The organism is Guptibacillus sedimenti, assembly GCF_028610665.1.
In the GTDB taxonomy this organism is placed as follows: domain Bacteria; phylum Bacillota; class Bacilli; order Bacillales; family Guptibacillaceae; genus Guptibacillus; species Guptibacillus sedimenti.
On record NZ_JAQQWV010000002.1, the window covers coordinates 1001406 to 1026801 of the forward strand.

The 25396-nt window shown below is 41.7% G+C and carries 27 protein-coding genes; 26 read left to right on the top strand and 1 reads right to left on the bottom strand.

Annotation, left to right across the window (positions count from 1 at the left end; translation table 11 throughout):
- The 8 genes from sdaAA (at position 1) to rnc (ending at position 7511) form a co-directional block, all read left to right on the top strand.
- On the top strand, positions 1-888 hold the full coding sequence (gene sdaAA, locus PQ578_RS13555; RefSeq protein WP_273834823.1) for an L-serine ammonia-lyase, iron-sulfur-dependent, subunit alpha: 888 nt from the start codon (positions 1-3) through the stop codon (positions 886-888).
- A 10-nt stretch (positions 889-898) separates the two neighbouring features.
- Positions 899-2929, top strand: coding sequence for an ATP-dependent DNA helicase RecG (gene recG / locus PQ578_RS13560; RefSeq protein WP_273834824.1), 2031 nt, complete (start codon positions 899-901; stop codon positions 2927-2929).
- A gap of 121 nt (positions 2930-3050) precedes the next feature.
- A complete protein-coding gene (gene fapR / locus PQ578_RS13565; RefSeq protein ID WP_165995360.1) occupies positions 3051-3608 on the top strand; it encodes a transcription factor FapR in 558 nt (185 codons plus the stop codon).
- A gap of 17 nt (positions 3609-3625) precedes the next feature.
- Positions 3626-4621 (top strand): phosphate acyltransferase PlsX, encoded by a 996-nt coding sequence (plsX, locus tag PQ578_RS13570; RefSeq protein ID WP_273834825.1) that lies wholly within the window; start codon positions 3626-3628, stop codon positions 4619-4621.
- Positions 4622-4623: 2 nt separating this feature from the next.
- Positions 4624-5565, top strand: a complete 942-nt coding sequence (gene fabD / locus PQ578_RS13575) for an ACP S-malonyltransferase (protein WP_273834826.1) — start codon at positions 4624-4626, stop codon at positions 5563-5565.
- 3 nt (positions 5566-5568) lie between these two features.
- The gene (gene fabG, locus PQ578_RS13580) at positions 5569-6309 is read left to right on the top strand and encodes a 3-oxoacyl-[acyl-carrier-protein] reductase (RefSeq protein ID WP_273834827.1); all 741 of its coding nucleotides are present in this window, start codon (positions 5569-5571) and stop codon (positions 6307-6309) included.
- A 67-nt stretch (positions 6310-6376) separates the two neighbouring features.
- Positions 6377-6610 carry an acyl carrier protein gene (gene acpP, locus PQ578_RS13585; RefSeq protein ID WP_048309824.1) on the top strand — a complete coding sequence of 78 codons (234 nt, stop codon included), beginning with the start codon at positions 6377-6379 and terminating at the stop codon, positions 6608-6610.
- Positions 6611-6719: 109 nt separating this feature from the next.
- Positions 6720-7511, top strand: coding sequence for a ribonuclease III (gene rnc / locus PQ578_RS13590; RefSeq protein ID WP_273834830.1), 792 nt, complete (start codon positions 6720-6722; stop codon positions 7509-7511).
- Between the two features lie 38 nt (positions 7512-7549).
- Here rnc and PQ578_RS13595 read toward each other — a convergent pair whose 3' ends face one another.
- On the bottom strand, positions 7550-7774 hold the full coding sequence (locus tag PQ578_RS13595; protein WP_098443353.1) for a DUF1128 domain-containing protein: 225 nt from the start codon (positions 7772-7774) through the stop codon (positions 7550-7552).
- A 226-nt stretch (positions 7775-8000) separates the two neighbouring features.
- Between PQ578_RS13595 and smc the strand changes: the two genes are divergently transcribed.
- The 18 genes from smc (at position 8001) to topA (ending at position 25388) form a co-directional block, all read left to right on the top strand.
- Positions 8001-11564, top strand: coding sequence for a chromosome segregation protein SMC (gene smc, locus PQ578_RS13600; protein ID WP_273834831.1), 3564 nt, complete (start codon positions 8001-8003; stop codon positions 11562-11564).
- 18 nt (positions 11565-11582) lie between these two features.
- Positions 11583-12578, top strand: coding sequence for a signal recognition particle-docking protein FtsY (gene ftsY / locus PQ578_RS13605; RefSeq protein ID WP_098443355.1), 996 nt, complete (start codon positions 11583-11585; stop codon positions 12576-12578).
- A gap of 101 nt (positions 12579-12679) precedes the next feature.
- The gene (locus tag PQ578_RS13610; RefSeq protein ID WP_098443356.1) at positions 12680-13009 is read left to right on the top strand and encodes a putative DNA-binding protein; all 330 of its coding nucleotides are present in this window, start codon (positions 12680-12682) and stop codon (positions 13007-13009) included.
- A gap of 12 nt (positions 13010-13021) precedes the next feature.
- Positions 13022-14371 carry a signal recognition particle protein gene (ffh, locus tag PQ578_RS13615; protein WP_098443357.1) on the top strand — a complete coding sequence of 450 codons (1350 nt, stop codon included), beginning with the start codon at positions 13022-13024 and terminating at the stop codon, positions 14369-14371.
- 84 nt (positions 14372-14455) lie between these two features.
- A complete protein-coding gene (gene rpsP, locus PQ578_RS13620; RefSeq protein ID WP_098443358.1) occupies positions 14456-14728 on the top strand; it encodes a 30S ribosomal protein S16 in 273 nt (90 codons plus the stop codon).
- A gap of 82 nt (positions 14729-14810) precedes the next feature.
- Positions 14811-15038, top strand: a complete 228-nt coding sequence (locus tag PQ578_RS13625) for a KH domain-containing protein (RefSeq protein ID WP_098443359.1) — start codon at positions 14811-14813, stop codon at positions 15036-15038.
- A 76-nt stretch (positions 15039-15114) separates the two neighbouring features.
- A complete protein-coding gene (locus tag PQ578_RS13630; protein ID WP_273834832.1) occupies positions 15115-15531 on the top strand; it encodes a YlqD family protein in 417 nt (138 codons plus the stop codon).
- Positions 15528-16043 (top strand): ribosome maturation factor RimM, encoded by a 516-nt coding sequence (gene rimM / locus PQ578_RS13635; protein ID WP_160919300.1) that lies wholly within the window; start codon positions 15528-15530, stop codon positions 16041-16043. Before PQ578_RS13630 ends, rimM begins: the two co-directional genes overlap by 4 nt.
- 1 nt (position 16044) lies before the next feature.
- Entirely contained in the window at positions 16045-16779 is a 735-nt protein-coding gene (trmD, locus tag PQ578_RS13640; protein WP_273834979.1) for a tRNA (guanosine(37)-N1)-methyltransferase TrmD, read from the top strand.
- Positions 16780-16905: 126 nt separating this feature from the next.
- Positions 16906-17250, top strand: coding sequence for a 50S ribosomal protein L19 (gene rplS, locus PQ578_RS13645; RefSeq protein WP_098443362.1), 345 nt, complete (start codon positions 16906-16908; stop codon positions 17248-17250).
- Positions 17251-17426: 176 nt separating this feature from the next.
- Positions 17427-17990 carry a signal peptidase I gene (gene lepB / locus PQ578_RS13650; RefSeq protein ID WP_098443363.1) on the top strand — a complete coding sequence of 188 codons (564 nt, stop codon included), beginning with the start codon at positions 17427-17429 and terminating at the stop codon, positions 17988-17990.
- A gap of 44 nt (positions 17991-18034) precedes the next feature.
- The gene (gene ylqF / locus PQ578_RS13655; protein WP_098443364.1) at positions 18035-18883 is read left to right on the top strand and encodes a ribosome biogenesis GTPase YlqF; all 849 of its coding nucleotides are present in this window, start codon (positions 18035-18037) and stop codon (positions 18881-18883) included.
- Positions 18884-18934: 51 nt separating this feature from the next.
- Positions 18935-19711 carry a ribonuclease HII gene (gene rnhB, locus PQ578_RS13660; RefSeq protein WP_273834833.1) on the top strand — a complete coding sequence of 259 codons (777 nt, stop codon included), beginning with the start codon at positions 18935-18937 and terminating at the stop codon, positions 19709-19711.
- A 54-nt stretch (positions 19712-19765) separates the two neighbouring features.
- A complete protein-coding gene (locus PQ578_RS13665) occupies positions 19766-19942 on the top strand; it encodes a hypothetical protein (RefSeq protein ID WP_159782356.1) in 177 nt (58 codons plus the stop codon).
- Between the two features lie 233 nt (positions 19943-20175).
- Positions 20176-21336 (top strand): ADP-forming succinate--CoA ligase subunit beta, encoded by a 1161-nt coding sequence (gene sucC / locus PQ578_RS13670; RefSeq protein WP_098443366.1) that lies wholly within the window; start codon positions 20176-20178, stop codon positions 21334-21336.
- 16 nt (positions 21337-21352) lie between these two features.
- Positions 21353-22261 (top strand): succinate--CoA ligase subunit alpha, encoded by a 909-nt coding sequence (sucD, locus tag PQ578_RS13675; protein WP_098443367.1) that lies wholly within the window; start codon positions 21353-21355, stop codon positions 22259-22261.
- Positions 22262-22347: 86 nt separating this feature from the next.
- On the top strand, positions 22348-23244 hold the full coding sequence (gene dprA, locus PQ578_RS13680; protein WP_273834834.1) for a DNA-processing protein DprA: 897 nt from the start codon (positions 22348-22350) through the stop codon (positions 23242-23244).
- Between the two features lie 71 nt (positions 23245-23315).
- Positions 23316-25388 carry a type I DNA topoisomerase gene (gene topA / locus PQ578_RS13685; protein WP_273834836.1) on the top strand — a complete coding sequence of 691 codons (2073 nt, stop codon included), beginning with the start codon at positions 23316-23318 and terminating at the stop codon, positions 25386-25388.
- Positions 25389-25396: the final 8 nt, after the last annotated feature.

A 25396-nucleotide genomic window follows, 5' to 3' on the forward strand; every position in this document is an offset into this window, starting at 1 on the left:
ATGTTTCGTAATGTAGCAGAATTGGTAGAATTGGCGCAATCGAAAAATAAGCCAATCTCAGAAATAATGATTGAACAAGAAATGGATTTCAGAGGCAGTACACGTGAAGAAGTTTACAATCAAATGAAAAATAATCTGGTTGTCATGGAGCAGGCGGTTGAAAGAGGAATTAATGAAGATGTTAAATCACATTCCGGCTTAACAGGTGGAGACGCTGTTCTTCTTCAAAACTATATGAAGTCTGGAAACTCGTTGTCAGGTCATACGATGCTTGATGCTGTTAGTAAAGCGATCGCCACAAATGAAGTAAACGCAGCAATGGGCACAATTTGTGCAACGCCGACAGCAGGATCGGCTGGAGTTGTACCAGGTACTTTATTTGCAATTCGTGAAAAAGTAAATCCGACAGAAGAGCAGATGGTAAGGTATCTCTTCACTTCTGGAGCATTTGGGTTTGTTGTAGCGAATAATGCTTCTATTTCAGGTGCAGCTGGTGGCTGTCAGGCTGAAGTAGGTTCTGCAACAGGGATGGCTGCAGCAGCGATTGTGGAACTAATGGGGGGAACGCCAGAACAATCTTCTCACGCGTTTGCTATTGCACTTAAAAACATGCTTGGTCTTGTATGTGACCCTGTTGCAGGCCTTGTTGAAGTACCGTGTGTAAAACGTAATGCAATGGGTGCTTCTAATGCCCTCGTAGCAGCAGATATGTCTCTTGCTGGTATTACAAGTCGCATTCCATGTGATGAAGTAATTGATGCGATGTATAAAATTGGACAAACCATGCCATCTGCCCTTCGTGAAACAGCACAAGGGGGACTTGCAGCTACACCAACGGGACGTGAGCTCGAAGCGAAAATCTTTGGAGTATCCCTTGATAGGAAATGAGTGAGAAAGAATGGACGATCGGATTACGCAAATAAAAGGGATTGGTGATGAGAAAGCGGCTTCTCTTTCATCGATCGGAATTCATAACATACAAGATTTAATTGAATATTTTCCATTTCGGTATGAAGATTATGAGCTAAAAGATCTAGCTGAAGTGAAGCATGAAGAACGAGCAACGCTTGAAGGGAAAGTTCATAGTGAACCGGTAGTCCGCTTTTATGGAAAGAAGAAATCACGATTGTCCGTAAGGCTGTTAGTAGGGAAATTCCTCATAACAGCCGTTTTTTTTAATCGTGCCTTCTTAAAAAAGCAGTTTACGCTAGGTCAGATTGTTACGGTGACTGGGAAATGGGATCAACATAAAATGACCCTCTCAGCAAATGAAATTACGTTTTCTAGTCATAATCCAGACGGCACGATAGAACCGATCTACCCTGTCGGTGGGGACGTAACGGTGAAAGCGATGAAACGTTATATTCAGCTTGCGTTGAATCAGTTTGGGGAACAAATAGAAGAAAATCTTCCTCCTCAAATGCTTGAGCGGTATAAATTGATGCCGCGAAAAGATGCTGTCTTTATGATGCACGCTCCACCTTCACATGACGGGCTAAAGCAAGCAAGACGTCGCTTCGTCTATGAAGAATTACTTCAATTTCAGCTGAAGATGCAGGTGTTTCGAAAGCGTGAACGGGAAAGTACAAAAGGAGCTTCACAAGTGTTTGAAAAGGAGAAGCTGGATGCGTTTATAGAAAGCCTTCCTTTTCCATTAACTGGTGCTCAAAATCGCGTAGTTGGCGAAATATTGAAGGATATGCAGAGTGACTATCGGATGAATCGACTGCTACAGGGAGATGTTGGTTCAGGTAAAACGGTTGTGGCTGCGATTGGCTTATACGCTTCATACCTTGCTGGTCATCAGGGGGCATTGATGGTGCCAACCGAAATACTTGCTGAGCAGCATTATGAATCTTTTCAAGAACTTCTTGGCGAGAAACTGAATGTGGAGTTGTTAACGGGATCAGTGAAGGGGAAGAAGCGACGTGAGATACTAGAACGTCTGGCTCTTGGAGAAGTCGATCTTCTTATTGGCACGCATGCGCTGATACAGGATGAAGTTGTGTTCGAAAACCTCGGGCTCGTCATTACAGATGAGCAGCATCGTTTTGGTGTAAATCAGCGTCGTGTTTTACGAGAAAAGGGACTGAGTCCTGACGTTCTCTATATGACTGCGACGCCGATTCCAAGAACGCTCGCCATCTCAGTTTTTGGTGACATGGATGTATCTACCATTGATGAAATGCCTGCAGGTCGTAAACCAATTGAAACGTATTGGGCGAAACCAGACATGCTTCCGCGAGTGATTGATTTTGTGAAAAAAGAACTCGATCAAGGGAGACAAGGCTATGTCATTTGTCCTCTGATCGAAGAGTCTGAAAAGCTTGATGTTCAAAATGCGATTGACGTTCATTTTCAAATGCAAACAGCTCTTCCCGGTTATCAGGTGGGCTTAATGCATGGACGACTTAGCTCAGATGAGAAAGAAGAAGTGATGGAAGAGTTTAGTACGAATAACGTCCAGCTTCTCGTTTCGACCACAGTCGTAGAAGTGGGGGTAAATGTACCAAATGCGACGATCATGGTGATCTATGATGCTGAACGTTTTGGTCTGGCGCAGCTTCATCAATTGCGAGGTCGCGTTGGTCGAGGCAGTGAGCAATCTTACTGTGTACTTCTTGCTGATCCAAAATCAGAAGTCGGTAAAGAACGGATGCAAATCATGACGGAATCGAACGATGGTTTTGTTCTTTCTCAGCGTGACTTAGAGCTTCGTGGCCCCGGGGACTTTTTTGGACGAAAGCAAAGCGGCCTACCAGAATTTAAAGTAGCCGATTTAGTGCACGATTATCGCGTACTTGAAGTGGCTCGAAATGATGCTTCTGCACTTGTTGAATCGACCGCATTCTGGGAAGATGAAACGTATCGTAGTTTACGAGACTACCTTACTGAACAAGGTGTTTTAAGCGGAGAAAAGCTGGATTAGCTTGCATAATACTACCGCAAAGTATATACTACCTTTTAGGACCTAGTCATAAGACTGAGATAAAGAGGATCATGTGATCCTCTTTATCCGTTTATTAATGCTAGATAGGCGGCGGTAGTAGATGAAAAGGAGTAAGAAAGACCGGCAAAGTCAGCTTAAGGAAACAATTGAGAGCACACCCTTTATTACGGATGAAGAGCTTGCTGAAAAGTTTAACGTTAGTATTCAAACGATAAGACTCGATCGAATGGAGCTTTCTATTCCAGAGCTTCGAGAGAGAATAAAATACGTGGCTCAGCAGCAGCTTGATGAAGTAAAAGCTCTTCCGATCGATGAAGTGATCGGACAAGTGATTGATCTCCAGCTTGATGAAAGTGCCATTTCAATCCTTGATATTCGTCCAGAACACGTTTTTTCTAGAAACAAAATTGCAAGAGGTCATCATCTTTTCGCTCAAGCCAATTCACTTGCTGTAGCGATAATTGATGATGAACTTGCACTGACGGCTAAAGCGAATATTCGCTTTTCTAGTCAAGTGAAAGAAGGAGAACGAGTGGTAGCAAAAGCACTTGTCACAGACCAGCGAAAAGACAGAACGACGGTTGAAGTAAATAGCTTTGTCCAGAATGAGAATGTCTTTTCTGGTGAATTTGTTATGTATCGCTCGACTAAACCCTGAAGGGAAGTTGTTTGAAAATGAGACTTGCAATTGACGCAATGGGTGGAGACAATGCACCTGATGCCATAATAGATGGTGTATATGAAGCGATTGAAGCGTTCAATGATTTGTCTGTTACGGTTGTGGGAGACGAAAAGAAGATCAATTCGCTGTTAAAAGGAAAAAAAGATCGAATCACAGTTTTACATACAGAAGAATACATCTCGTCAGACGATCAGCCAGTAAAAGCTGTTCGAAGAAAGAAAAACGCTTCGATGGTTTTAGCTGTAAATGAAGTAAAGGAAGGGCGCGCAGATGCTGCTATATCAGCTGGTAATACTGGTGCGTTAATGGCAGCAGGATTGCTTTATGTCGGCCGTATTAAGGGGATTGATCGTCCAGGATTAGCGCCAACGCTCCCAACAATTGATGAAGCTGGTTTTGTTCTGCTCGATGTTGGAGCGAATATGGATGCGAAACCAGAGCACCTTCTTCAATACGCTCATATGGGTTCGGTTTATGCTGAGAAAGTGCGTGGTGTTAATAATCCGCGCGTTGGTTTATTAAACATCGGTACAGAAGAAGGAAAAGGAAATGAGCTAAGCAAGCAGGCATATGCACTCCTACAAAATAGTGGCCTGAACTTTGTAGGTAACGTGGAGTCAAGAGACATTCTTGGTAACGAAGCAGATGTTGTTGTGTGTGATGGGTTTTCCGGAAATTTGGTTTTAAAAACAATTGAAGGTACAGCCTTAACGATGTTCAAAATGTTGAAGGAAGAACTTACAAGCTCGTTTACAAGTAAAGTAGCAGCGGGTGTACTAAAACCAAAGCTTAAGAATTTATCTACAAAGCTCGATTATTCGGAGTATGGTGGTGCAGGATTATTTGGTCTAAATGCTCCTATTATTAAAGCACATGGATCGTCAAATGGAAGAGCTGTATTCAGCGCGATTAAGCAAGCTAGAATGATGGTGACAGGAAATGTAGTATCTGCAATTCAATCATCTCTTGTCAAAGAGGAAGGAGAATAATCATGGGTAAAACCGCTTTTCTATTTCCAGGTCAAGGTTCACAGGCTGTTGGAATGGGGCAAGAATTTATGGAAGCTTATTCAGTAGCGAAAGATGTATTTACAGAGGCTGATCATCGACTCAACTTTGAGCTAACGAAATTAATTATGAACGGACCTATTGAGACGTTAACAAGAACTGAAAACGCTCAGCCTGCGCTTGTAACGACAAGTGTAGCAGTTCTTGAAGCACTTCGAGAAAAAGGGATTACAGCGGATTATACGGCCGGTCATAGTCTAGGCGAATATTCAGCTCTAGTTGCTTCAGGAGCGCTTTCGTTTTCAGATGCTGTTTTCGCTGTAAGAAATCGCGGTCTTTATATGGAGGAAGCCGTTCCTTCAGGTGAAGGAGCAATGGCAGCGATTATGGGTATGGAACGTGAAGACTTGCAAAAAGTGGTGGATGAAGTTACGGCAACGACCGCAACAGTTCAGCTTGCAAACTTGAACAGTCCTGGGCAAATTGTCATTTCTGGTGCAAAAGCAGGCGTTGAAAAAGCATCTGAAGTGGCAAAAGAAAATGGCGCAAGACGTGTCATTCCGCTTCAAGTCAGTGGACCGTTTCATTCAAGCCTTATGAAGCCTGCTGCAGATCAACTATCAGCGATTCTAGAAGCGATTGAGATTAAAGATGCTTCGATTCCTGTTGTTGCAAATGTCACAGCTGAACCATCTACTTCAGGAAAAGAAATTCAAAAACACTTATTGGAACAAATCTATTCCCCTGTACTTTGGGAAGATACAGTAAGAAAGCTAATGGATCTTGGTGTTGATACCTTTATCGAGATTGGTCCTGGTAATGTTCTTTCTGGGCTTGTGAAAAAAGTTAACCGTCGTGCATCCGTTCATGCCGTCGGGACGCCAGAGCAGCTCGATCAACTTATTGAAAAGTTAGGGGAGGAATAAAGAATGGCTGAAAATAAAACGGCTCTAGTAACAGGTGCTTCCCGTGGAATTGGACGTGCAATTGCTTTAGAACTTGCGAAAGAAGGTATGAATGTTGCAGTCAACTACGCAGGAAGTGAAGCGAAAGCAAACAGCGTGGTAGATGAGATTAAGGCAGCTGGCGGCAATGCGATTGCCATTAAAGCGAATGTTGCAAGTATGGACGAAGTTCAGAGCATGATTAAGGAAGTTGTCTCAACATTCGGTAGCCTTGAAGTACTTGTAAATAATGCTGGCATTACACGTGATAATCTGATTATGCGAATGAAAGAAGAAGAGTGGGATGCTGTTATCGACACGAACTTAAAAGGTGTCTTTAACTGTACGAAATCCGTTACTCGTCAAATGATGAAACAGCGCTATGGCCGTATTGTAAACGTAGCGTCTGTTGTTGGTGTAGCTGGGAATGCTGGACAAGCGAACTATGTAGCAGCGAAAGCAGGCGTGATCGGTTTAACGAAAACAACTGCTAAAGAACTTGCGAGCCGTAACATTACTGTTAATGCACTTGCGCCTGGTTTCATTGAAACAGATATGACAGACGACCTTTCTGATGATGTGAAAAGCGGAATGAAAGGACAAATCCCACTTGGTCGACTTGGTGCAGCTCTTGATATTGCTAAAGCAACGAAGTTCCTCGTTTCAGATGATGCCAATTATATCACTGGACAAACGCTTCACATTGATGGCGGCATGATCATGTAACTTTTTTATCAACGTCTAGTTTTTTTGTTTTATATATCCTATAATAGCTTGAGGGGAGGTGAGTCTAATGGCAGATACACTAGAGCGTGTAACAAAGATTATTGTTGATCGTCTTGGAGTTGAAGAATCTGAGATTAAACCAGAAGCTTCTTTCAAAGACGACCTTGGTGCCGATTCCCTTGATGTAGTGGAATTAGTCATGGAACTTGAAGATGAGTTTGATCTTGAAATTTCTGATGAAGATGCTGAGAAAATTGTAACAGTTGGCGATGTAATTGATTACATAAACAGCCATCAATAATCTTCAGGTTAACCTGAAGTGATGGAATAAGCCCCGCTTGACGGGGTTTTATTCCTGTTAATAAAGCTCCAGAGTAAAAAGATGATAGTGATCAGTCGTGGAGGTATCTATGTCCAAATCAAAACATTCACCAAAAACGAGAGCCAGACGTTTCAAACCTAAGCATTCACGACAACTCGTGGTTGGAGAGGCAATCAAATCGCAATTCACTGCTTTTCAAAAGGAAATTGGTGTATCGTTCGAAAATGAACAACTTCTTTTTCAAGCTTTTACCCATTCATCCTATGTGAATGAGCATCGACTGCATCCGCAGATGGACAATGAACGTCTTGAATTTCTAGGAGATGCCGTACTTGAGCTTACGATATCAAGATACTTATATGAAAAGTACCCAAATATGAGTGAAGGTCAGCTAACAAAGCTAAGAGCAGCAATTGTTTGTGAGCCATCACTTGTTCAATTCGCAAATGACATGAATTTTGGACATCTCGTGCTTCTTGGTAAGGGAGAAGAGATGACGGGTGGAAGAATGCGCCCGGCACTTCTTGCGGATGTATTTGAGTCGTTCGTTTGTGCTTTGTATCTTGATCAAGGTCTTGAAGTCGTCTTTGGATTTCTTGAAAAGTTTGTTTATCCGAAAATTAACGCCGGTGCTTTTTCTCATGTGATGGATTATAAAAGTCAGCTTCAGGAAGTCATTCAGCGTGAAAGCCTTGGAGTTATTGATTACGTCATTACCGATGAAAAAGGACCCGCACATAACCGAGAGTTCTCATCGAAAGTTATGTTGAATGGAAATGACCTTGGCGTTGGAGTAGGACGTTCGAAGAAAGAAGCCGAACAAATGGCTGCACAAAAAGCACTTATTAATTTAAAAGAACGTAATGAAAAAGAATCCTGAGCTCAGGATTCTTTTTCATTAGGAGCTTATTCGACTGTTTAAGAAGCGCGCAATTTTCCTAGTTCAGCTAAAATCGCTTGCATTTCTGCAACGCTGAGCGATTGCTTCTTATTCAGCATGACATAAATTTCATAAATGTCATCATAAGAAGATAAATCGAATGATTCTGGTTTAATCATGCCTGAATTGATCACTTGCATTTTTTCTTTTATGCTCTCGACCATATACGCCAGGTTTTCTTCTGATTTAATCGTAAGATCCATTAGTTCCACCTGCCTTATTTAGTATTCAATGACGACAGATCGCCATGTTATGTACCAATCCCTCCTGAGTCCAACTCATGTTGTTTGACTGATGAGGTTTTCCTTATTGTAACATGTCTTAGCTCAGTATCGTAGAGGTCATTGTTTTATGATAAAATAAGACAGTTAGTGAATTGAAACGTACTTAATTTGCATACATAGATGAAACAGATGAGGGGGAAAGATGATGTTCCTCAAACGATTAGATGTAGTCGGCTTTAAATCATTTGCCGATCGTATTTCAGTTGAGTTTGTCCCAGGAGTAACATCAGTTGTCGGCCCGAACGGCAGCGGTAAAAGTAATATTAATGACGCCATCAGATGGGTGCTTGGTGAGCAATCCGCCAAGTCACTGAGAGGCGCTAAAATGGAAGATATCATTTTCGCAGGAAGTGATACAAGAAAAGCAGTGAATTTAGCGGAGGTTACGTTAACGCTTGATAATACGAATCAATATCTTCCAATCGACTATAACGAAGTCAGCGTAACGAGACGCGTTTATCGATCAGGAGATAGTGAATATCTTTTAAATAACCAGACATGTCGACTTAAAGATATTATTGAATTGTTTATGGACTCAGGTCTTGGAAAAGAATCCTTTTCAATTATTGGACAAGGTAGAATTGAAGAGATACTAAGTAGTAAATCCGAAGAACGCCGTAAAATTTTTGAAGAGGCGGCGGGCGTTTTGAAATACAAGACGCGAAAGACGAAAGCAGAAACACGATTAAAGGAAACGGAAGATAACCTTCACCGTGTTGAGGATATTTTATATGAATTAGAAGATCAAGTAGAACCACTTCGGATGCAGGCATCGATTGCTAAGGATTATTTGCAGAAACGTGAAGATCTTGAAAAGATCGAAGCAGCGCTTACCGTTCATGAAATTGAAGAATATCACCAGGCTTGGAAGCTAAAGAAAGAAGAGCTTGATTCTTTAAAAGCGAAGGAACTTACGTTAAATGACTCGATCACTGTAAAAAAAGAGGCGTTGGCAAGTGCAAGAGAGAAGCTAGACAAATGTGAGCATCATCTTGAATCTTACCAACAGCAGCTTCTCGATACGAGTGAAGAGCTAGAGAAACTTGAAGGAAAGAAAGAAGTTCTAAAAGAACGGAAGAAAAATGCGCATCAAAACCGGTCGAACCTAGAAGAGCGGATGACGTTTTTACAAGAGAAAAAGCGGTACTATGAAAAGGAAATTGAGCATCACCGCAGTCGATTTAATCAGCAGAAAAAAGAATTAGGTCAATTAAAGTCTAGTTTGAAGAAAGAAACAGAACTTCTATCTGATATCGAACAAGACATTGAGCAAGAGCTTGATCGCATGAAGTCAGATTACTTTGAACTGCTTAATGAGCAGGCGTCAATACGGAACGAAAATCGTTATCTTCAAGACCAGCTTTCGATTCTTAGTCAGCGTAAAGATCGGCTTGATGGAGATAATCATAAATATATTGAAGAGCGTAGCGCTGTTGACGAAAAGAAAGCAGAACGCTCAGCCAAGTTAGCTCAGTCAAAACAAGAACTTGAAGCTCACGTCTCGCGCTTCTACAAAAGCAAACATGATGTAGAAGAGAAAAAGAAAGCACTTGGTGAGAAAGAATCAAAGCTCTATCAAGCGTATCAATATATTCAACAATACAAATCAAAGAAAGAAATGTTAGAAGAAATGCAGGACGATTATGCCGGTTTCTTTCAGGGCGTAAAAGAAGTGCTTAAAGCCCGTGAAGACCTTTCAGGTATTGAAGGAGCGGTAGCTGAACTCATTACCGTACCTAAAGAAGTGGAAACAGCCCTTGAAACAGCTCTTGGAGGAGCTATGCAAAATGTCGTCGTCCAAGATGAGGCTTCGGGAAGACAGGCAATCACTTATTTGAAAAAGAATCGCTTCGGACGAGCCACTTTTCTTCCATTGTCAGTCGTGAAGTCACGAAAGATATCGAGCTATGATTTAGAACGCGTAAAACAAAACGAGGCATTCGTGGGCGTTGCATCTGACCTCATCACGTTTGATTCAAAGTATCAGACGATAATGGAGAATTTATTAGGCTCTGTTCTTGTTGCTAAAGAACTAAAAGGTGCGAATGAACTTGCGAAAATCATGCAGTACCGAACACGGATCGTTACGCTAGAGGGAGACGTTGTGAATCCTGGCGGCTCCATGAGCGGAGGAAGTGTGAAGCAGAAATCCTCATCACTATTAAGCCGTCAACGTGATCTTGAAATTCTGATCAAAAAACTTGAGGACATGCAGGAAAAGACAACGGGTGTCGAGCAAGAGATCAAGAAGGATAAAGTTGCTTTAGCTGATCTAGAAGAAAAGCTAGATGAGATGCGTGAACGTGGCGAAAATCTGAGACTTGAAGAGCAATCTCTCTTAGGAGACTTACGAGCGATTGAGGGAGATGAACGTAATTCAAATGAACGTCTTCAGCTATACGATCGTGAGAAAAAAGCGATTGAAGAAGAGATTGAAACGCATCATAAGCGCCATATCTATCTTACAGAACGACTCGAAACGATTACGAAACAAGCAGCAACACTTGAAAGTAAAATCGATAACTTAACTGCGAAGAAACAAACTCAGCAAACGTCTCGTGAATCAATTCAAACCGAGATTACTGAGCTGAAAGTAAAAGTGGCTGAGCACCAGCAATCATTCCAAAATCAAAAAGAAACGCTTGATCGTTTAACAACAGAACAGAATGAGACGAATACACAGTTGGCTGAAACGACAGAAGAATTCACCCTATTATCTGAAGCGATGTCTTCAAATTCTAACGGAGAAGAGAAACTGGACCAAAACATTGTCTCATTCCGCTCTGAGAAAGAAAAATTGCTTGAGACGCTTCAAAATGAGAGAGAAGCAAAGCTTTCACTGCAACAAGAGATTGAAACAATTAGTACAAAGCTGGATTCTCTTGTTGCAGAGGACAAGCAGCTCTCAGGATTAATGCAGGCTGTTGAAGTTAGCATTAATCGTTTGGACGTCGAACTCGAGAACAGATTGGCGATTTTAAGTGAGGAATACGAGTTAACCTATGAGGCAGCGAAGGAAAAGCATGTTCTTTCCCTTGAACCTGAAGATGCAAGGCGAAAGCTAAAGCTCATTAAATTAGAAATTGATGAACTAGGAACCGTGAACCTTGGCGCAATTGATGAATACGATCGCGTCAATGAGCGCTATACGTTCCTTAGTGAACAGCAAGCGGATCTTCTTCAGGCAAAAGAAACGCTTTATGCGGTCATTGAAGAAATGGATCAGGAAATGAAGAAACGGTTTGAAGAGACGTTTACGAAAATACGTGCGCAGTTCCAAATCGTTTTTAAAGAATTATTTGGTGGAGGAAAGGCAGACCTTGTTCTCACCGATCCAGATAATCTTCTTTCTACAGGCGTGGATATTCTGGCCCAGCCACCGGGGAAAAAATTGCAGCATCTTGCTCTTCTTTCGGGAGGAGAGAGGGCATTTACTGCCATTGCGCTTCTGTTTTCAATTTTAAAAGTTCGTCCAGTCCCATTCTGTGTACTTGATGAGGTGGAAGCCGCATTAGATGATGCGAATGTGGGGCGTTTTGCTAAGTACCTGAAGCAATTTAGTGAAAAAACCCAGTTTATTGTTATTACCCATAGAAAGGGTACAATGGAAGAGTCGGATGTGCTTTATGGCGTAACGATGCAGGAGTCAGGTGTGTCTCGACTCGTTTCCGTAAGGCTTGAAGAATCGAAGCAATTAATATCGCAATAACAAGTAGGGGGATGCAAAGTGAGTTTTTTTAAAAAGTTAAAAGATAAGTTCACGACACAATCAGATGATGTAACAGGGAAATTTAAAGACGGACTCGAGAAAACAAGAACGTCTTTCTCAACAAAAATGAATAACCTCGTTAAAAACTACCGCAAAGTAGATGAAGAGTTCTTCGAAGAGCTTGAGGAGCTTCTCATTAGTGCTGACGTTGGTGTAGCGACGGTAATGGACCTCATTGACGTTTTAAAGGATGAAGCAAGAACGCGCAATATTAAAGATACAAAAGAACTTCAGAGTGTCATTTCAGAAAAATTAGCGGAGCTTCTCCATAAATCTGACGAAGATGGTTCGCTTAATATCCAAGAAGAGGGACTCACGGTCTTCTTATTCGTTGGGGTTAATGGGGTTGGTAAGACAACGACAATTGGTAAGCTTGCGCATAAGTTTAAGCAAGAAGGCAAGAAAGTTGTTCTCGCGGCAGGAGATACATTCCGAGCAGGTGCCATTGAACAGCTGGATGTATGGGGAGAAAGAGCTGGCGTAGATGTAATCAAGCATCAAGCTGGCTCAGATCCAGCGGCAGTTGTTTTTGATGCAGTACAATCTGCTAAATCACGTAACGCAGATATATTGCTTTGTGATACAGCTGGGCGTCTTCAGAACAAAGTAAACCTTATGAACGAGCTAGAAAAAGTAAAGCGCGTTATTCAACGTGAAGTACCATCTGGTCCACATGAGGTGATTCTTGTACTTGATGCCACAACAGGTCAAAATGCGATGAGTCAGGCAAAGCAATTTGGGCAATCAACGGACGTGTCAGGCATTGCGTTAACTAAACTCGATGGAACAGCTAAAGGTGGCATTGTGCTGGCCATTCGACATGAACTTGATATCCCTGTTAAACTCGTAGGGCTTGGTGAGAAGATGGATGATTTACAGGAATTTGATCCGGACACATTTGTGTATGGATTATTCTCTTCGATCATTGAAGAAGAGGAAGAAAACGAAGAATAAAATCTTCGTAAATTGTGTTAAGAAAAAATCTTGACAAATAAAATGACGCATAGTAATATAATTAACGTAAAGGTGATTACCTTAACAAGGGGCTGTTAACAATGCTAGAGAAAACGATGAGAATTAACTCGTTATTCGACTTTTATCAGTCGCTTTTAACACCGAAACAGCGTAATTATATGGCATTGTATTACCTTGATGATTATTCATTAGGTGAAATCGCAGAAGAATTTCAAGTTAGCCGTCAGGCTGTCTATGATAACATTAAGCGAACAGAACAAATGATAGAAGAATATGAAGCAAAACTGTTGCTATTCGAGCGATACATCAAAAGACAGGAGCTGTTAGAAAAGCTCAAGGAAGCGATCATGAGTGAGAATGAAAACTCGAAGGCGCTGTCGTTGATAACATCTCTTGAAAAACTGGATTAGGAGGCGGCGAACATGGCATTTGAAGGGTTAGCCGACCGACTGCAAGACACCCTGCAGAAGATACGCGGTAAAGGGAAAGTAACGGAAGCTGACGTAAAAGAAATGATGCGTGAAGTAAGGTTAGCCTTGCTTGAAGCGGACGTTAACTTTAAAGTCGTAAAACAGTTTATCAACAAGGTCAAAGAGCGCGCCGTTGGACAGGAAGTTATGAAAAGCCTGACCCCAGGGCAGCAGGTCATTAAAGTCGTTAATGAAGAGCTGACAGCGCTTATGGGTGGAGAACAGAGTAAGATTGCTGTTTCAAACCGCCCACCGACTGTGATTATGATGGCCGGTCTACAGGGTGCGGGTAAAACGACAACTGTCGGTAAGCTTGCAAACCATTTACGTAAAAATCATAACCGTAAACCACTTTTAGTAGCGGCGGATATTTACCGCCCTGCAGCGATTAACCAGCTTGAAACACTCGGTAAGCAGCTTAGTATGCCGGTCTTCTCGATGGGTGATCAAGTGAGTCCGGTAGAAATTGCTACCAAAGCAATTGAAAAAGCAAAAGAAGAACATCTGGACTATGTCATTATTGACACGGCCGGCCGCTTGCATATTGATGAAAATCTAATGCAGGAGCTAAAAGATGTGAAAGAAGCTGTTACGCCTGATGAAATCTTCCTTGTGGTTGATTCCATGACAGGGCAAGACGCTGTGAATGTAGCTGAAAGCTTTAATGATGCCCTTGATATTACAGGTGTCGTTCTAACAAAGCTTGATGGTGACACGCGCGGTGGTGCTGCACTGTCGATCAAGTCTGTAACAGATAAACCGATCAAGTTCGCAGGTATGGGTGAAAAACTTGATGCACTAGAACCGTTTCATCCCGAGAGAATGGCTTCGCGAATTCTCGGCATGGGTGACGTGCTAACGCTCATTGAAAAAGCCCAGACTTCTGTTGATGAAGACAAAGCGAAAGAGCTTGAGAAAAAGATGCGAACGATGAGTTTTACGTTTGATGATTTCCTTGATCAACTTGGTCAGGTTCGAAGCATGGGACCGCTTGATGAATTGATGGACATGATTCCTGGTATGAATAAAAAAGCCATGAAAAATGTTAGTGTTGATGAAAAACAGATTGGCCGGGTTGAAGCCATTATTCAGTCAATGACAACACGTGAAAAAGAAGAGCCAGATATTATCAATGCGAGTCGCAAAAAGCGAATTGCCGTCGGAAGTGGTACGTCTGTTCAAGATGTCAATCGTCTCTTGAAGCAATTTGATGAGATGAAGAAGATGATGAAGCAGATGACCAATATGTCTAAAGGCGGTAAGAAAAAAGGCAAGGGCATGAATTTCCCATTCATGCAATAAAAATGAAGTAAATTTTCTCTTTACAAGAGTATAAATTTATGATATTATATTGATTTATGTGAACATTTTTTGGAGGTGAAAGACATGGCAGTTAAAATTCGTTTAAAGCGTATGGGTGCTAAAAGAGCTCCTTACTATCGCGTAGTTGTTGCTGATTCACGTGCACCACGTGACGGACGCTTCATCGAGGAAATCGGAACTTACAATCCGGTTGCTAATCCAGTTGAAGTGAAAATCAACGAAGAGAAAGCTCTTGATTGGATGCTTAAAGGCGCTAAGCCTTCTGATACAGTACGTAACCTATTCTCCACTGCAGGACTTATGGAGAAGCTTCACAACGCAAAAAACACAAAGTAATTTAACACCTTAGAGGAGGCTTTCTTGAAAGCCTCCTTTGGTGTATCCTGGTCCATCATTTCGAAAAAGGTGGGAGACGATCATGGAAGCCCTGGTTGAAACAATTGTAAAAGCTCTTGTCGATCATCCTGATGATGTTCGAGTTGAAAAAGAAGCAACAAACAGCCTGGACATCTACAAGCTTTACGTTCATGCCGATGATACAGGTAAAGTGATTGGAAAGCAGGGGAAGGTTGCTCGATCAATCCGAACAGTAATGAATGCCGCGGCTGTTCAGTCAAGCAAACGCGTACAGTTGGAGATACTTTAGGGGGAGCTTACACTCCTCTTTTTTATTTGTAACTTTAAAGACCATTAAAATGACATTACATACGGAGGGCAGTGCGATGAAAATCATTGTAACGTATGACGTGAAACAAGTTTTAACAGAGCAAAGCCGGGCTTCTTATTTACAACAATGGCAAAAAGAACGCTCAGCCCTTCAACAGGAAAAGGAACATCTCCAATTTGAAATGAAACGATTGCAAAAAAAGCGTCCGTCTGACCACAAGTGGATTGCCGAACAGTTTGAAAAAGAAATCCGATCGAGAACGGAACGAATGTCTTATTTGGATTTTAAGATCGATCAGCTTGACCAGTTATCACCAGGGTCTGAAATCCACGATGGGGAGATTCAATCGATTCAAGAGGTTCGAGTTGGTGAAAAGTGGCATGCACGAGAGCAAAAAGGTAAAATAGTCATTAAAGACGGGATCGTGCAAAGCATTGTCCCTGATTCCACAGGAAAGGATATCACGATATGACAGAATGGCTTAATGTAGGCAAAATCGTTAATACTCACGGCGTGCGAGGAGAAGTGCGCGTGATTTCAAGAACGGACTTCCCGGAGGAACGTTATGCGGTTGGCAGCACGCTTTATTTATTTAAGGATGAAGAACCAGTGTCTTTAACCGTTGCATCTCACCGTAAACATAAGCAGTTTGATTTACTGACATTTGAAGGCTTTCATAATATTAACGAAGTGGTTCATATGAAAGAAGGCATTTTAAAAGTTAAGGAAGATCAAGGTGGTCGGCTTGCCGAAGAAGAGTTCTATTACCGAGATATCATTGGACTTGAAGTTCATACAGAAGAAGGCGAATATTTAGGGAAAATCAAAGAAATCTTATCGCCTGGAGCAAACGATGTTTGGGTAGTTCAAAGCATAAGCGGTGGTAAAGACCTTTTATTGCCTTACATCGAGCAGGTTGTAAAGCAAGTTGATTTAGCGGAAGGGAAAGTTACCGTTCATTTGATGGAAGGACTTCGTGATTAGCATGAAAATTGATGTGCTTTCTCTGTTTCCAGAAATGTTTACAGGTGTGTTTAATCATTCGATCTTGAAACGCGCTCAGGATAATGGAGCCGTCTCTTACAATGTAACCAATTTCAGAGATTACAGTTTGAACAAACACAAAAGCGTGGATGATTACCCATATGGTGGTGGCGCTGGAATGGTATTAACCCCTCAGCCGGTTTTTGATGCTGTCAATGATCTTTCTGAAGGAAAGAAGCGCCCGCGCGTGATCCTTATGTGTCCTCAAGGAGAGAGGTTTACACAGAAGAAGGCAGAAGAATTAGCGAAAGAAGAGCATCTCATTTTTATATGCGGTCATTATGAAGGATACGATGAGCGAATTCGAGAAAATCTTGTTACGGATGAGATCTCGATTGGAGATTTTGTATTAACTGGTGGCGAACTCGGTAGCATGGTTGTTATTGATAGTGTAACGAGACTCCTCCCTGGTGTTTTAGGGAATGATACGTCAGCTCCAATGGATTCCTTTAGCAGTGGATTACTTGAACATCCTCATTATACTCGTCCTGCCGAATACAAAGGGATGGGTGTGCCTGATGTGCTTATGTCTGGTAATCATGAGGCGATACGAAAATGGCGTCTCAAAGAGTCGTTACGACGCACTTTAAATAGAAGGTCAGATCTATTAAACGAGAAAGACTTAACAAAAGAAGAGCAGAAGTTATTAAGTGAAATAAAGAGAGAAAAAAAATGAATTCATTCTTGTAATCTAAAAAGTGCTATGCTATGATAACAGTTGTGGCATTAGTCACGTATTACGATGTTCCGCTGTAATGTAAGATGATTTATATGAGCATCTGTGTGGAAGGAGGGTTACTTGATGCACAAGTTAATCCAGGATATCACAAAAGACCAACTTAAGTCGGATCTTCCTAATTTCCGACCAGGAGATACTGTGAAAGTTCACGTTAAAGTTGTCGAAGGCACTCGTGAGCGTATTCAGTTATTCGAAGGTGTTGTGATTAAACGACGTGGTGGCGGAATCAGCGAAACATTTACAGTTCGTAAGATTTCTTACGGAGTAGGTGTTGAGCGTACATTCCCAGTACATTCACCGAAAGTTGCTAAGCTTGAAGTTGCTCGTCGCGGTAAAGTTCGCCGTGCTAAGCTATACTACTTGCGTGCACTTCGTGGTAAAGCCGCTCGTATTAAAGAAATTCGATAAAGTAAGACACGGAGAAGGAGCTTGCATTGCCAGGCTCCTTTTTTCTATTGAAAAAAATCGCCATATGAAATAAACGTCATTCTGTGATAAAATAAAGCGAATTACGAAGGTTTGTAGGAAAGGCATAAGGGGAAAGAAATAGGTAAAAAAAGAGCCTTTCATTAGGAGGAACAAGCATGAATAGCACCAGATCAGCAGAGAAAAAAGATTCCTGGGAGTGGATACGTGCGCTCATTATTGCTTTTATTCTAGCAGGAGCGGTTCGCTATTTTATTTTTGCTCCTATTGTAGTTGATGGAGAAAGCATGATGCCGACGCTTCAAGACCGTGATCGGATGATCGTGAATAAGATCAGTTATAATATTGGTGATGCTGAACGTTTCGATATTATTGTATTTGAGGCCCCTGAAGGCAAAGATTATATTAAGCGAGTGATTGGTCTTCCTGGAGATAAGGTGGAGTACAAAGGTGATATGCTATACGTAAATGGTAAAGCAATGAAAGAACCTTATCTAGAATCATATAAGGAAGATTTATTAGAAGGTAACCTTACCTATGATTTTGATCTAACCGGAGTAACTGGTGAAGCAACCGTTCCAGAAGGGCATTTGTTTGTCATGGGTGACAATCGGCAGCATAGTAAAGATAGTCGATCCATTGGCTTCGTTCCTGTAGAGAAAGTAATAGGAGAAGCGAACGTTATTTTTTGGCCTTTAAATGATATACAAGTAATGGAATAGTGTGGGGTGTATTCCCGCATGATTTAAGAATAGGTGGAGATTGCATGACGATTCAATGGTTTCCCGGACATATGGCAAAAGCACGACGGGAGATTACCGAAAAGCTAAAAATGATTGATGTTGTAATTGAACTAGTGGATGCACGAATCCCACTTGCTTCAAGAAATCCGATGATTGATGAAATTGTTTCGTCAAAACCAAGACTTATTTTGCTCAATAAAGCAGATATGGCGGATAATCAGAAAACAGCCGAGTGGAAGCATTATTTTCAGTCGCAGGGTCATAAAGCATTAGCGATTGATTCACAAACAGGTAAAGGTGTGAAAAGCATTCCTGCTGCTGCGAGAGAGCTGATGAGTGATAAAATTGATCGCATGATTGAAAAAGGCATGAAGCCCCGCGCTGTGCGTGCTTTAATTTTAGGAATTCCAAACGTCGGAAAATCGACGTTAATTAACCGTTTGGCAGGGAAGAAGATTGCTAAAACTGGTGATCGCCCTGGTATTACAAAGAAGCAACAGTGGATCAAAGTTGGAGATGAGATGGACCTTCTTGATACGCCGGGAATTCTCTGGCCTAAATTTGAAGATCAAATTACCGGATATAAGCTTGCAGCAACGGGAGCAATTAAAGATGAGATTCTTGATTTTCAAGATATTTCGGTATTTGTGCTCAAGTTTATGAGCGAACATTATCCCGATAGACTAATGGACCGGTATCATCTTGATCACATCCCGGAAGATGTTGTGGAGTTGTTTGATGAAATCGGAAAAAAACGTGGATTTTTAATGAGTGGTGGCTGGATTGATTATGATAAAACAGCTGAAACCGTTCTTCGAGAGCTACGAAGTGGTAAATTGGGTGACGTATCGTTAGAAACGCCAGAAAGGTAAGGCCATGAGCCTTACCTTTTTTTAAGTGAACATTAAGAAAGAGGGGATCATATGAGCGATCAAGTAAAGTCGATTAAAGAAATCGATCAAATGTTGAAGGAAGGACAATATACGAACGAAGATTGGGACCAATGGAAGCACGATGAACGAAAAGGGGTTGTGCGCTTACTTGCTAGGGAAGGAAAGAAAGAACAAGAAAAAATGAAGATTCTTAAGATGCATGAAGAAATGAGCGTCCTAGAAGCTCACTACAGAGGAAATGGGCGTCTCGCGATAGCGGGTGTCGATGAAGTAGGAAGAGGCCCTCTAGCAGGCCCTGTCGTTGCTTCAGCAGTCATATTAGATCCTGAAGTGCCGATTCTTGGCCTTCAAGATTCAAAGAAACTGTCGCATGCGAAATTAAATGACCTTTTTGATCAAATACATATGGATGCCGTCGCTATCGGAGTTGGCGTCGTTAGTGCAGCTGAAATTGATGAATTAAATATTTATCAAGCAACAAAAAAAGCGATGCAACAAGCTGTTGAGGGATTACGTGTACAAGCTGATTTCTTACTTGTAGATGCCATGCACATTCCGGTTCAGATCGATCAAGAGTCTCTTATCAAAGGGGACGCCAGAAGTGTTAGTATTGCAGCCGCATCCATCATTGCCAAAGTAACCCGTGATCGCATGATGGTGAAATTAGCAGAAACCTATCCAGAGTATGGATTTGAACGACATGTAGGTTATGGAACTAAGGAGCATCTTTCTGCCCTTGATGAATTTGGTATTACAGAAGTGCACCGAAAATCATTTGCGCCTGTAAGAGATCGTTTAAGCGTATGAATAGGTAGAAAAGGTTGATACTATACTTATTCTAATGTGAAGGAGCCATTATTTGTGAAAGATCCAGGACCTCAAGAAAAGAATGAATCTTTTTATGAAGAAGCAGGAGAAGAGTTTGGTGTCTATACCCCAGCAGCAGCAAGAGAATTAACGATTACGGACCATAAGAAGAGGGAGCAAGAAAGCTCGCCTAAGAAAGCGGGAAGAAATGAGCAAGAAGAGGGGAGGTGACCCCTCTTCTTTTTTTGATTTTATTTAGTTTATTATAAATTTACCACGTGGCACTCATTTTCGCAGAACAAGTGTGAGATAAGCGGAATGATTCGTTTTCAGACGATGAATTGGAACAATTTTTGCAAGAAAGAAAAGAGACTTTATGCAAAAGGGTAGACAATCGGTGTGAATTTTCTATACAATGAAAACGTCGTCAAAGATTTGATTGACTAGGATAGGAGGATGAGAGAATGAATATCCATGAATATCAAGGAAAAGAAGTCCTAAGAAGCTACGGGGTATCCGTCCCTAATGGACAAGTCGCATACTCCGCAAAAGAAGCTGTGGACGTTGCAAAACAATTAGACAGTAGTGTTTATGTTGTAAAAGCACAAATCCATGCAGGTGGTCGAGGGAAAGCTGGCGGAGTTAAAATCGCTAAGAACCTTGAGGAAGTTCGTACATATGCTGAGGAGATCCTCGGAAAAACACTTGTTACTCATCAAACAGGACCAGAAGGCAAAGAAGTAAAGCGCTTACTTATCGAAGAAGGTTGCGATATTAAACAAGAATACTACGTTGGCCTTGTGCTTGATCGTGTGACATCACGCGTTGTTATGATGGCATCCGAAGAAGGTGGAACTGAAATTGAAGAAGTGGCTGAACATAGCCCCGAGAAGATCTTCAAAGAAGTGATTGATCCTGCCGTTGGTCTTCAAGGTTATCAGGCTAGAAGACTAGCATTTAATATTAATATTCCAAAAGAACAAATTAACAAAGCTGTAAAGTTCATGCTTGGATTGTATAAAGTTTTTGTTGAAAAAGATGCTTCTATTGCTGAAATCAACCCACTTGTGACAACGGGTGATGGCAATGTAATGGCGCTTGATGCAAAACTAAACTTTGATCCAAACGCACTTTATCGCCATAAAGATATTCTTGAACTTCGTGATCTTGACGAAGAAGATACAAAAGAAATCGAAGCATCAAAATATGAGTTAAGCTACATCGCTCTTGATGGCAATATCGGCTGTATGGTTAACGGTGCAGGTCTTGCGATGGCAACGATGGATATTATCAAGCATTACGGCGGCGACCCCGCTAACTTCCTTGACGTTGGGGGCGGCGCAACGGCTGAGAAGGTAACAGAAGCTTTTAAAATTATTCTTTCTGACAAAAACGTTAAAGGCATCTACGTTAACATTTTCGGCGGGATCATGAAGTGTGATGTAATCGCTGAAGGTGTTGTGGAAGCTACGAAACAAGTAGGTCTTGAAATTCCGCTTGTTGTACGTCTTGAAGGAACAAATGTTGATCTTGGAAAGCAAATCCTGAAAGATTCAGGATTAAATATTACCGCTGCTGAGTCTATGGCTGACGGCGCGGAAAAAATCGTTTCATTAGTGAAGTAGAAAGGCGGGACTAGGAATGAGCGTATACATTAATCAAGATACAAAAGTCATCGTTCAAGGGATTACGGGATCTGTTGGTTTATTTCATACACAACAAATGCTTGAGTATGGTACGAAAATTGTAGGTGGCGTAACGCCTGGTAAAGGCGGTACTGAAGTGGAAGGCGTTCCTGTATTTGATACCGTGGAACAAGCCGTTCAAAAAACAGGCGCTAATGCTTCTGTCATTTATGTTCCGCCTGCTTTTGCAGCCGATGCCATTATGGAAGCTGTAGACGCTGAAATGGACCTTGCGATTTGTATTACGGAAGGAATTCCAGTTATCGATATGGTGAAAGTAAAGCGTTATATGGAAGGAAAGAAAACACGTCTCGTTGGACCGAACTGTCCAGGTGTGATCACTCCTGAAGAATGTAAGATCGGAATTATGCCTGGGTATATTCACAAAAAAGGTCACGTAGGCGTTGTTTCTCGTTCTGGTACGTTAACGTATGAAGCGGTTCATCAACTTTCAGAATCAGGTATTGGTCAATCAACAGCCGTTGGTATTGGCGGTGACCCGGTGAATGGCACGAACTTTATCGATGTCTTGAAAGCTTTTAACGAAGATGACGATACGTATGCGGTGATCATGATCGGTGAAATCGGCGGTACAGCTGAAGAAGAAGCGGCTGAATGGGTAAAAGCGAACATGACAAAACCTGTAGTTGGCTTTATCGGAGGTCAAACAGCACCTCCAGGAAAACGTATGGGCCATGCTGGTGCGATTATTTCTGGTGGTAAAGGTACGGCTGATGAAAAGATCAAAACAATGGAGTCTTGTGGAATTAAAGTCGCTCCAACGCCTGCAGTAATGGGTGAAACACTGATTTCTGTTTTAGAAGATAAGGGCTTACTAGAGAAGTGCACAACACATAAGGCTTAATCAAAATAGCTCCCGTTTTGGGAGCTATTTCTCTTATACATAGCGGGCATGCGATAAATATTATTCTTGATAGGAGAGAACCGTGATTGAGAACATTTAGAAGCCGGTTAATTCAGTTGCATCAGTGCCAGGGGTGTACCTGGAAACTGATGCAATCCTTTCTCATATTTGACCCAACGCTTCAAAGCATATATGATATGTCTGCTACTCAGTTAAGGCAATTTGGTTTATCAAACGAACAAGCCGGATATTTATATGAAGATCTTCATTTTACTAAACCATGGAGATTGGCTCATTTTAAAGCAGGCGAAATTCGTGTAATAACAAGATTTGATAAGGCATACCCTGAACAACTTACGCATATTTATGATGCACCGTGGGTGATTTATTGCATTGGGAATACCACGCTTCTAAATGAACGTCGCTTGTTGAGCGTAGTTGGCTCACGAAAGCATTCACTAGATGCACGTGAAATGATGAACCTTATCTTAACACCGATCGTATCGAGTGGATGGACGATTGTTAGTGGGCTAGCCCTCGGTATTGATACACTTGCTCATCAGCTTGCTCTCGATCATGGTGCAGGGACGATCGCTGTACTTGGTGGTGGATTTAAATGGATTTATCCGAAAGAAAACCAGCTGCTAGCTTCTTCCGTTGCGAGGGAAGGTCTCCTTATATCGGAATATCCACCCAATTGTCGACCTGAAAAACATCATTTTCCGGAACGTAATCGCATTATTAGTGGATTATCCGCTGGAACCTTTATCGTTGAAGCGCAAAAACGCAGTGGTTCGCTCATTACAGCTGACCAGGCAATGGAACAGGGACGCGAAGTATTTTGCTTACCTGGAAAAATAACAGATCCGTCTGCTGAAGGGACAAATCGCCTCATTCAGCAAGGCGCTAAACTTGTTTTAGAAGCGAATGATATCCTCAATGAACTACCGAATTTTCATGAAAAGAATACTAGCACTATTTGACAAACAAGTTTTGACTATTGAATAATAAGGAAGATTTTAAAATTTACCTCAATGGGGGGAGGAAACGTATTGTGGCAGATTATCTAGTAATTGTTGAATCTCCCGCTAAAGCAAAAACAATTGAAAAATATTTAGGAAAGAAATATCAGGTGAAGGCCTCATTAGGTCACGTCATTGACCTTCCTAGAAGTCAGATGGGCGTTGATGTGGAAAACAACTATGCTCCTAAATATATAACAATACGCGGGAAAGGCCCTGTCTTAAAAGAAATTAAAGATGCAGCAAAAAAAGCGAAGAAAGTCTATCTCGCAGCTGACCCCGATCGCGAAGGGGAAGCGATTGCATGGCATCTTGCTCACAGTTTAAAAATCGATGAGCAAACAGAGTGCAGGGTTGTCTTTAATGAAATTACAAAAGATGCGGTTAAGGATGCGTTCAAGCAACCGAGACCGATTAACATGGATCTTGTCGATGCTCAGCAAGCAAGACGTGTCTTAGACCGTTTAGTTGGGTATAACATTAGTCCATTATTATGGAAAAAAGTAAAAAAAGGTTTAAGTGCTGGACGAGTTCAATCCGTTGCAGTTCGCCTGATCATTGAAAGAGAAAAAGAAATTCAAAATTTTGAAGCAGAAGAGTATTGGAAAATTAAAGCGTCGTTTGAAAAAGATGGGGAACAATTCGAGGCCGGATTCTACGGAGTAGATGGAAAGAAAACGGATCTGCAATCACGTGATGATGTCGACAATGTTCTAAAACGCATTGAAGGCGATCAGTTTAATATCCAGTCAGTTCAAAAGAAAGAACGCAAACGAAACCCGGCCCTACCGTTTACGACATCTTCTCTTCAGCAGGAAGCGGCGAGAAAACTTAATTTCCGCGCGAAGAAAACGATGATGCTCGCTCAGCAACTTTATGAGGGGATCGCAATCGGAAAGCAGGGAACGGTTGGTTTAATTACGTACATGCGAACTGACTCAACACGTATTTCTGAAACGGCGAAGGATGAAGCGAAAGAGTACATTCAAGGTAAATATGGCGACACATACTTATCAGCTAAAAAGCCTGCTAAGAAACAGTCAGGGAAATCACAAGATGCTCACGAAGCGGTTCGCCCAACATCGGTTATGCGCGATCCATCTGAAATGAAGGCTTACTTAAAGCGAGATCAGCTTCGTTTATACAAGCTTATCTGGGAGCGTTTTGTAGCGAGCCAGATGGCACCGGCTATCATGGATACGATGAGCGTTGACTTAGAAAACAACGGAACGATTTTCCGTGCGACTGGTTCTAAAGTGAAATTTAAAGGGTTTATGAAGGTGTATGTTGAAGGAAACGACGACAATAAAAAGGAAGAAGATAAAATGCTTCCTGATCTTGAAGAAGGAATGAACGTATCCACTTCAGAAATTGATCCGACACAGCACTTCACACAGCCACCGCCGAGGTATTCGGAAGCTCGCCTTGTTAAAACAATGGAGGAACTCGGTATAGGAAGACCATCTACTTATGCACCAACGCTCGATACGATTCAGCGTAGAGGATACGTGGCGTTAGAAGATAAGAAATTTGTTCCAACTGAACTTGGCGAAATAGTGTTAGAGCTGATTCTGGAGTTCTTCCAGGATATTATCAACATTGAATTTACGGCTGGATTAGAAAATGATCTTGACAAAATCGAGGATGGCGAGGCAGAATGGATTTCTGTCATCAACGAATTTTATCAAAACTTCGAACAGCGCCTGAAGGTAGCTGAGGAAGAAATGAAGGAAGTCGAAATTAAAGACGAACCTGCTGGAGAAGATTGTGAGAAGTGTGGTTCTCCAATGGTGATTAAGATGGGACGTTATGGAAAGTTCATGGCTTGCTCAAACTTTCCTGATTGTCGCAATACAAAACCGATTCTAAAAGAAGTTGGCGTTACTTGTCCGAAGTGTAAAGAAGGTAATGTCGTTGAACGTAAAAGTAAGAAAAATCGCCTTTTCTATGGTTGTGATCGTTTCCCTGAATGTGATTTCCTATCGTGGGATAAACCGATCAAACGTCCATGTCCTAAATGCGGTGACTTACTTGTTGAGAAGAAAACGAAGAAAAAGAAAGAAATTAAGTGTGTGAACTGTGATTTCGTTGAAGAAGAAAATTAGTAAGGGGT

Excerpts from the sequence above, each read along its gene's own strand:
- sdaAA (WP_273834823.1), top strand. The coding sequence starts at position 1 with ATGTTTCGTAATGTAGCAGAATTGGTAGAATTGGCGCAATCGAAAAAT.
- recG (WP_273834824.1), top strand. The coding sequence starts at position 899 with ATGGACGATCGGATTACGCAAATAAAAGGGATTGGTGATGAGAAAGCG.
- fapR (WP_165995360.1), top strand. The coding sequence starts at position 3,051 with ATGAAAAGGAGTAAGAAAGACCGGCAAAGTCAGCTTAAGGAAACAATT.
- plsX (WP_273834825.1), top strand. The coding sequence starts at position 3,626 with ATGAGACTTGCAATTGACGCAATGGGTGGAGACAATGCACCTGATGCC.
- fabD (WP_273834826.1), top strand. The coding sequence starts at position 4,624 with ATGGGTAAAACCGCTTTTCTATTTCCAGGTCAAGGTTCACAGGCTGTT.
- fabG (WP_273834827.1), top strand. The coding sequence starts at position 5,569 with ATGGCTGAAAATAAAACGGCTCTAGTAACAGGTGCTTCCCGTGGAATT.
- acpP (WP_048309824.1), top strand. The coding sequence starts at position 6,377 with ATGGCAGATACACTAGAGCGTGTAACAAAGATTATTGTTGATCGTCTT.
- rnc (WP_273834830.1), top strand. The coding sequence starts at position 6,720 with ATGTCCAAATCAAAACATTCACCAAAAACGAGAGCCAGACGTTTCAAA.
- PQ578_RS13595 (WP_098443353.1), bottom strand. The coding sequence starts at position 7,774 with ATGGATCTTACGATTAAATCAGAAGAAAACCTGGCGTATATGGTCGAG.
- smc (WP_273834831.1), top strand. The coding sequence starts at position 8,001 with ATGTTCCTCAAACGATTAGATGTAGTCGGCTTTAAATCATTTGCCGAT.
- PQ578_RS13610 (WP_098443356.1), top strand. The coding sequence starts at position 12,680 with ATGCTAGAGAAAACGATGAGAATTAACTCGTTATTCGACTTTTATCAG.
- ffh (WP_098443357.1), top strand. The coding sequence starts at position 13,022 with ATGGCATTTGAAGGGTTAGCCGACCGACTGCAAGACACCCTGCAGAAG.
- rpsP (WP_098443358.1), top strand. The coding sequence starts at position 14,456 with ATGGCAGTTAAAATTCGTTTAAAGCGTATGGGTGCTAAAAGAGCTCCT.
- PQ578_RS13625 (WP_098443359.1), top strand. The coding sequence starts at position 14,811 with ATGGAAGCCCTGGTTGAAACAATTGTAAAAGCTCTTGTCGATCATCCT.
- PQ578_RS13630 (WP_273834832.1), top strand. The coding sequence starts at position 15,115 with ATGAAAATCATTGTAACGTATGACGTGAAACAAGTTTTAACAGAGCAA.
- rimM (WP_160919300.1), top strand. The coding sequence starts at position 15,528 with ATGACAGAATGGCTTAATGTAGGCAAAATCGTTAATACTCACGGCGTG.
- trmD (WP_273834979.1), top strand. The coding sequence starts at position 16,045 with ATGAAAATTGATGTGCTTTCTCTGTTTCCAGAAATGTTTACAGGTGTG.
- rplS (WP_098443362.1), top strand. The coding sequence starts at position 16,906 with ATGCACAAGTTAATCCAGGATATCACAAAAGACCAACTTAAGTCGGAT.
- lepB (WP_098443363.1), top strand. The coding sequence starts at position 17,427 with ATGAATAGCACCAGATCAGCAGAGAAAAAAGATTCCTGGGAGTGGATA.
- ylqF (WP_098443364.1), top strand. The coding sequence starts at position 18,035 with ATGACGATTCAATGGTTTCCCGGACATATGGCAAAAGCACGACGGGAG.
- rnhB (WP_273834833.1), top strand. The coding sequence starts at position 18,935 with ATGAGCGATCAAGTAAAGTCGATTAAAGAAATCGATCAAATGTTGAAG.
- sucC (WP_098443366.1), top strand. The coding sequence starts at position 20,176 with ATGAATATCCATGAATATCAAGGAAAAGAAGTCCTAAGAAGCTACGGG.
- sucD (WP_098443367.1), top strand. The coding sequence starts at position 21,353 with ATGAGCGTATACATTAATCAAGATACAAAAGTCATCGTTCAAGGGATT.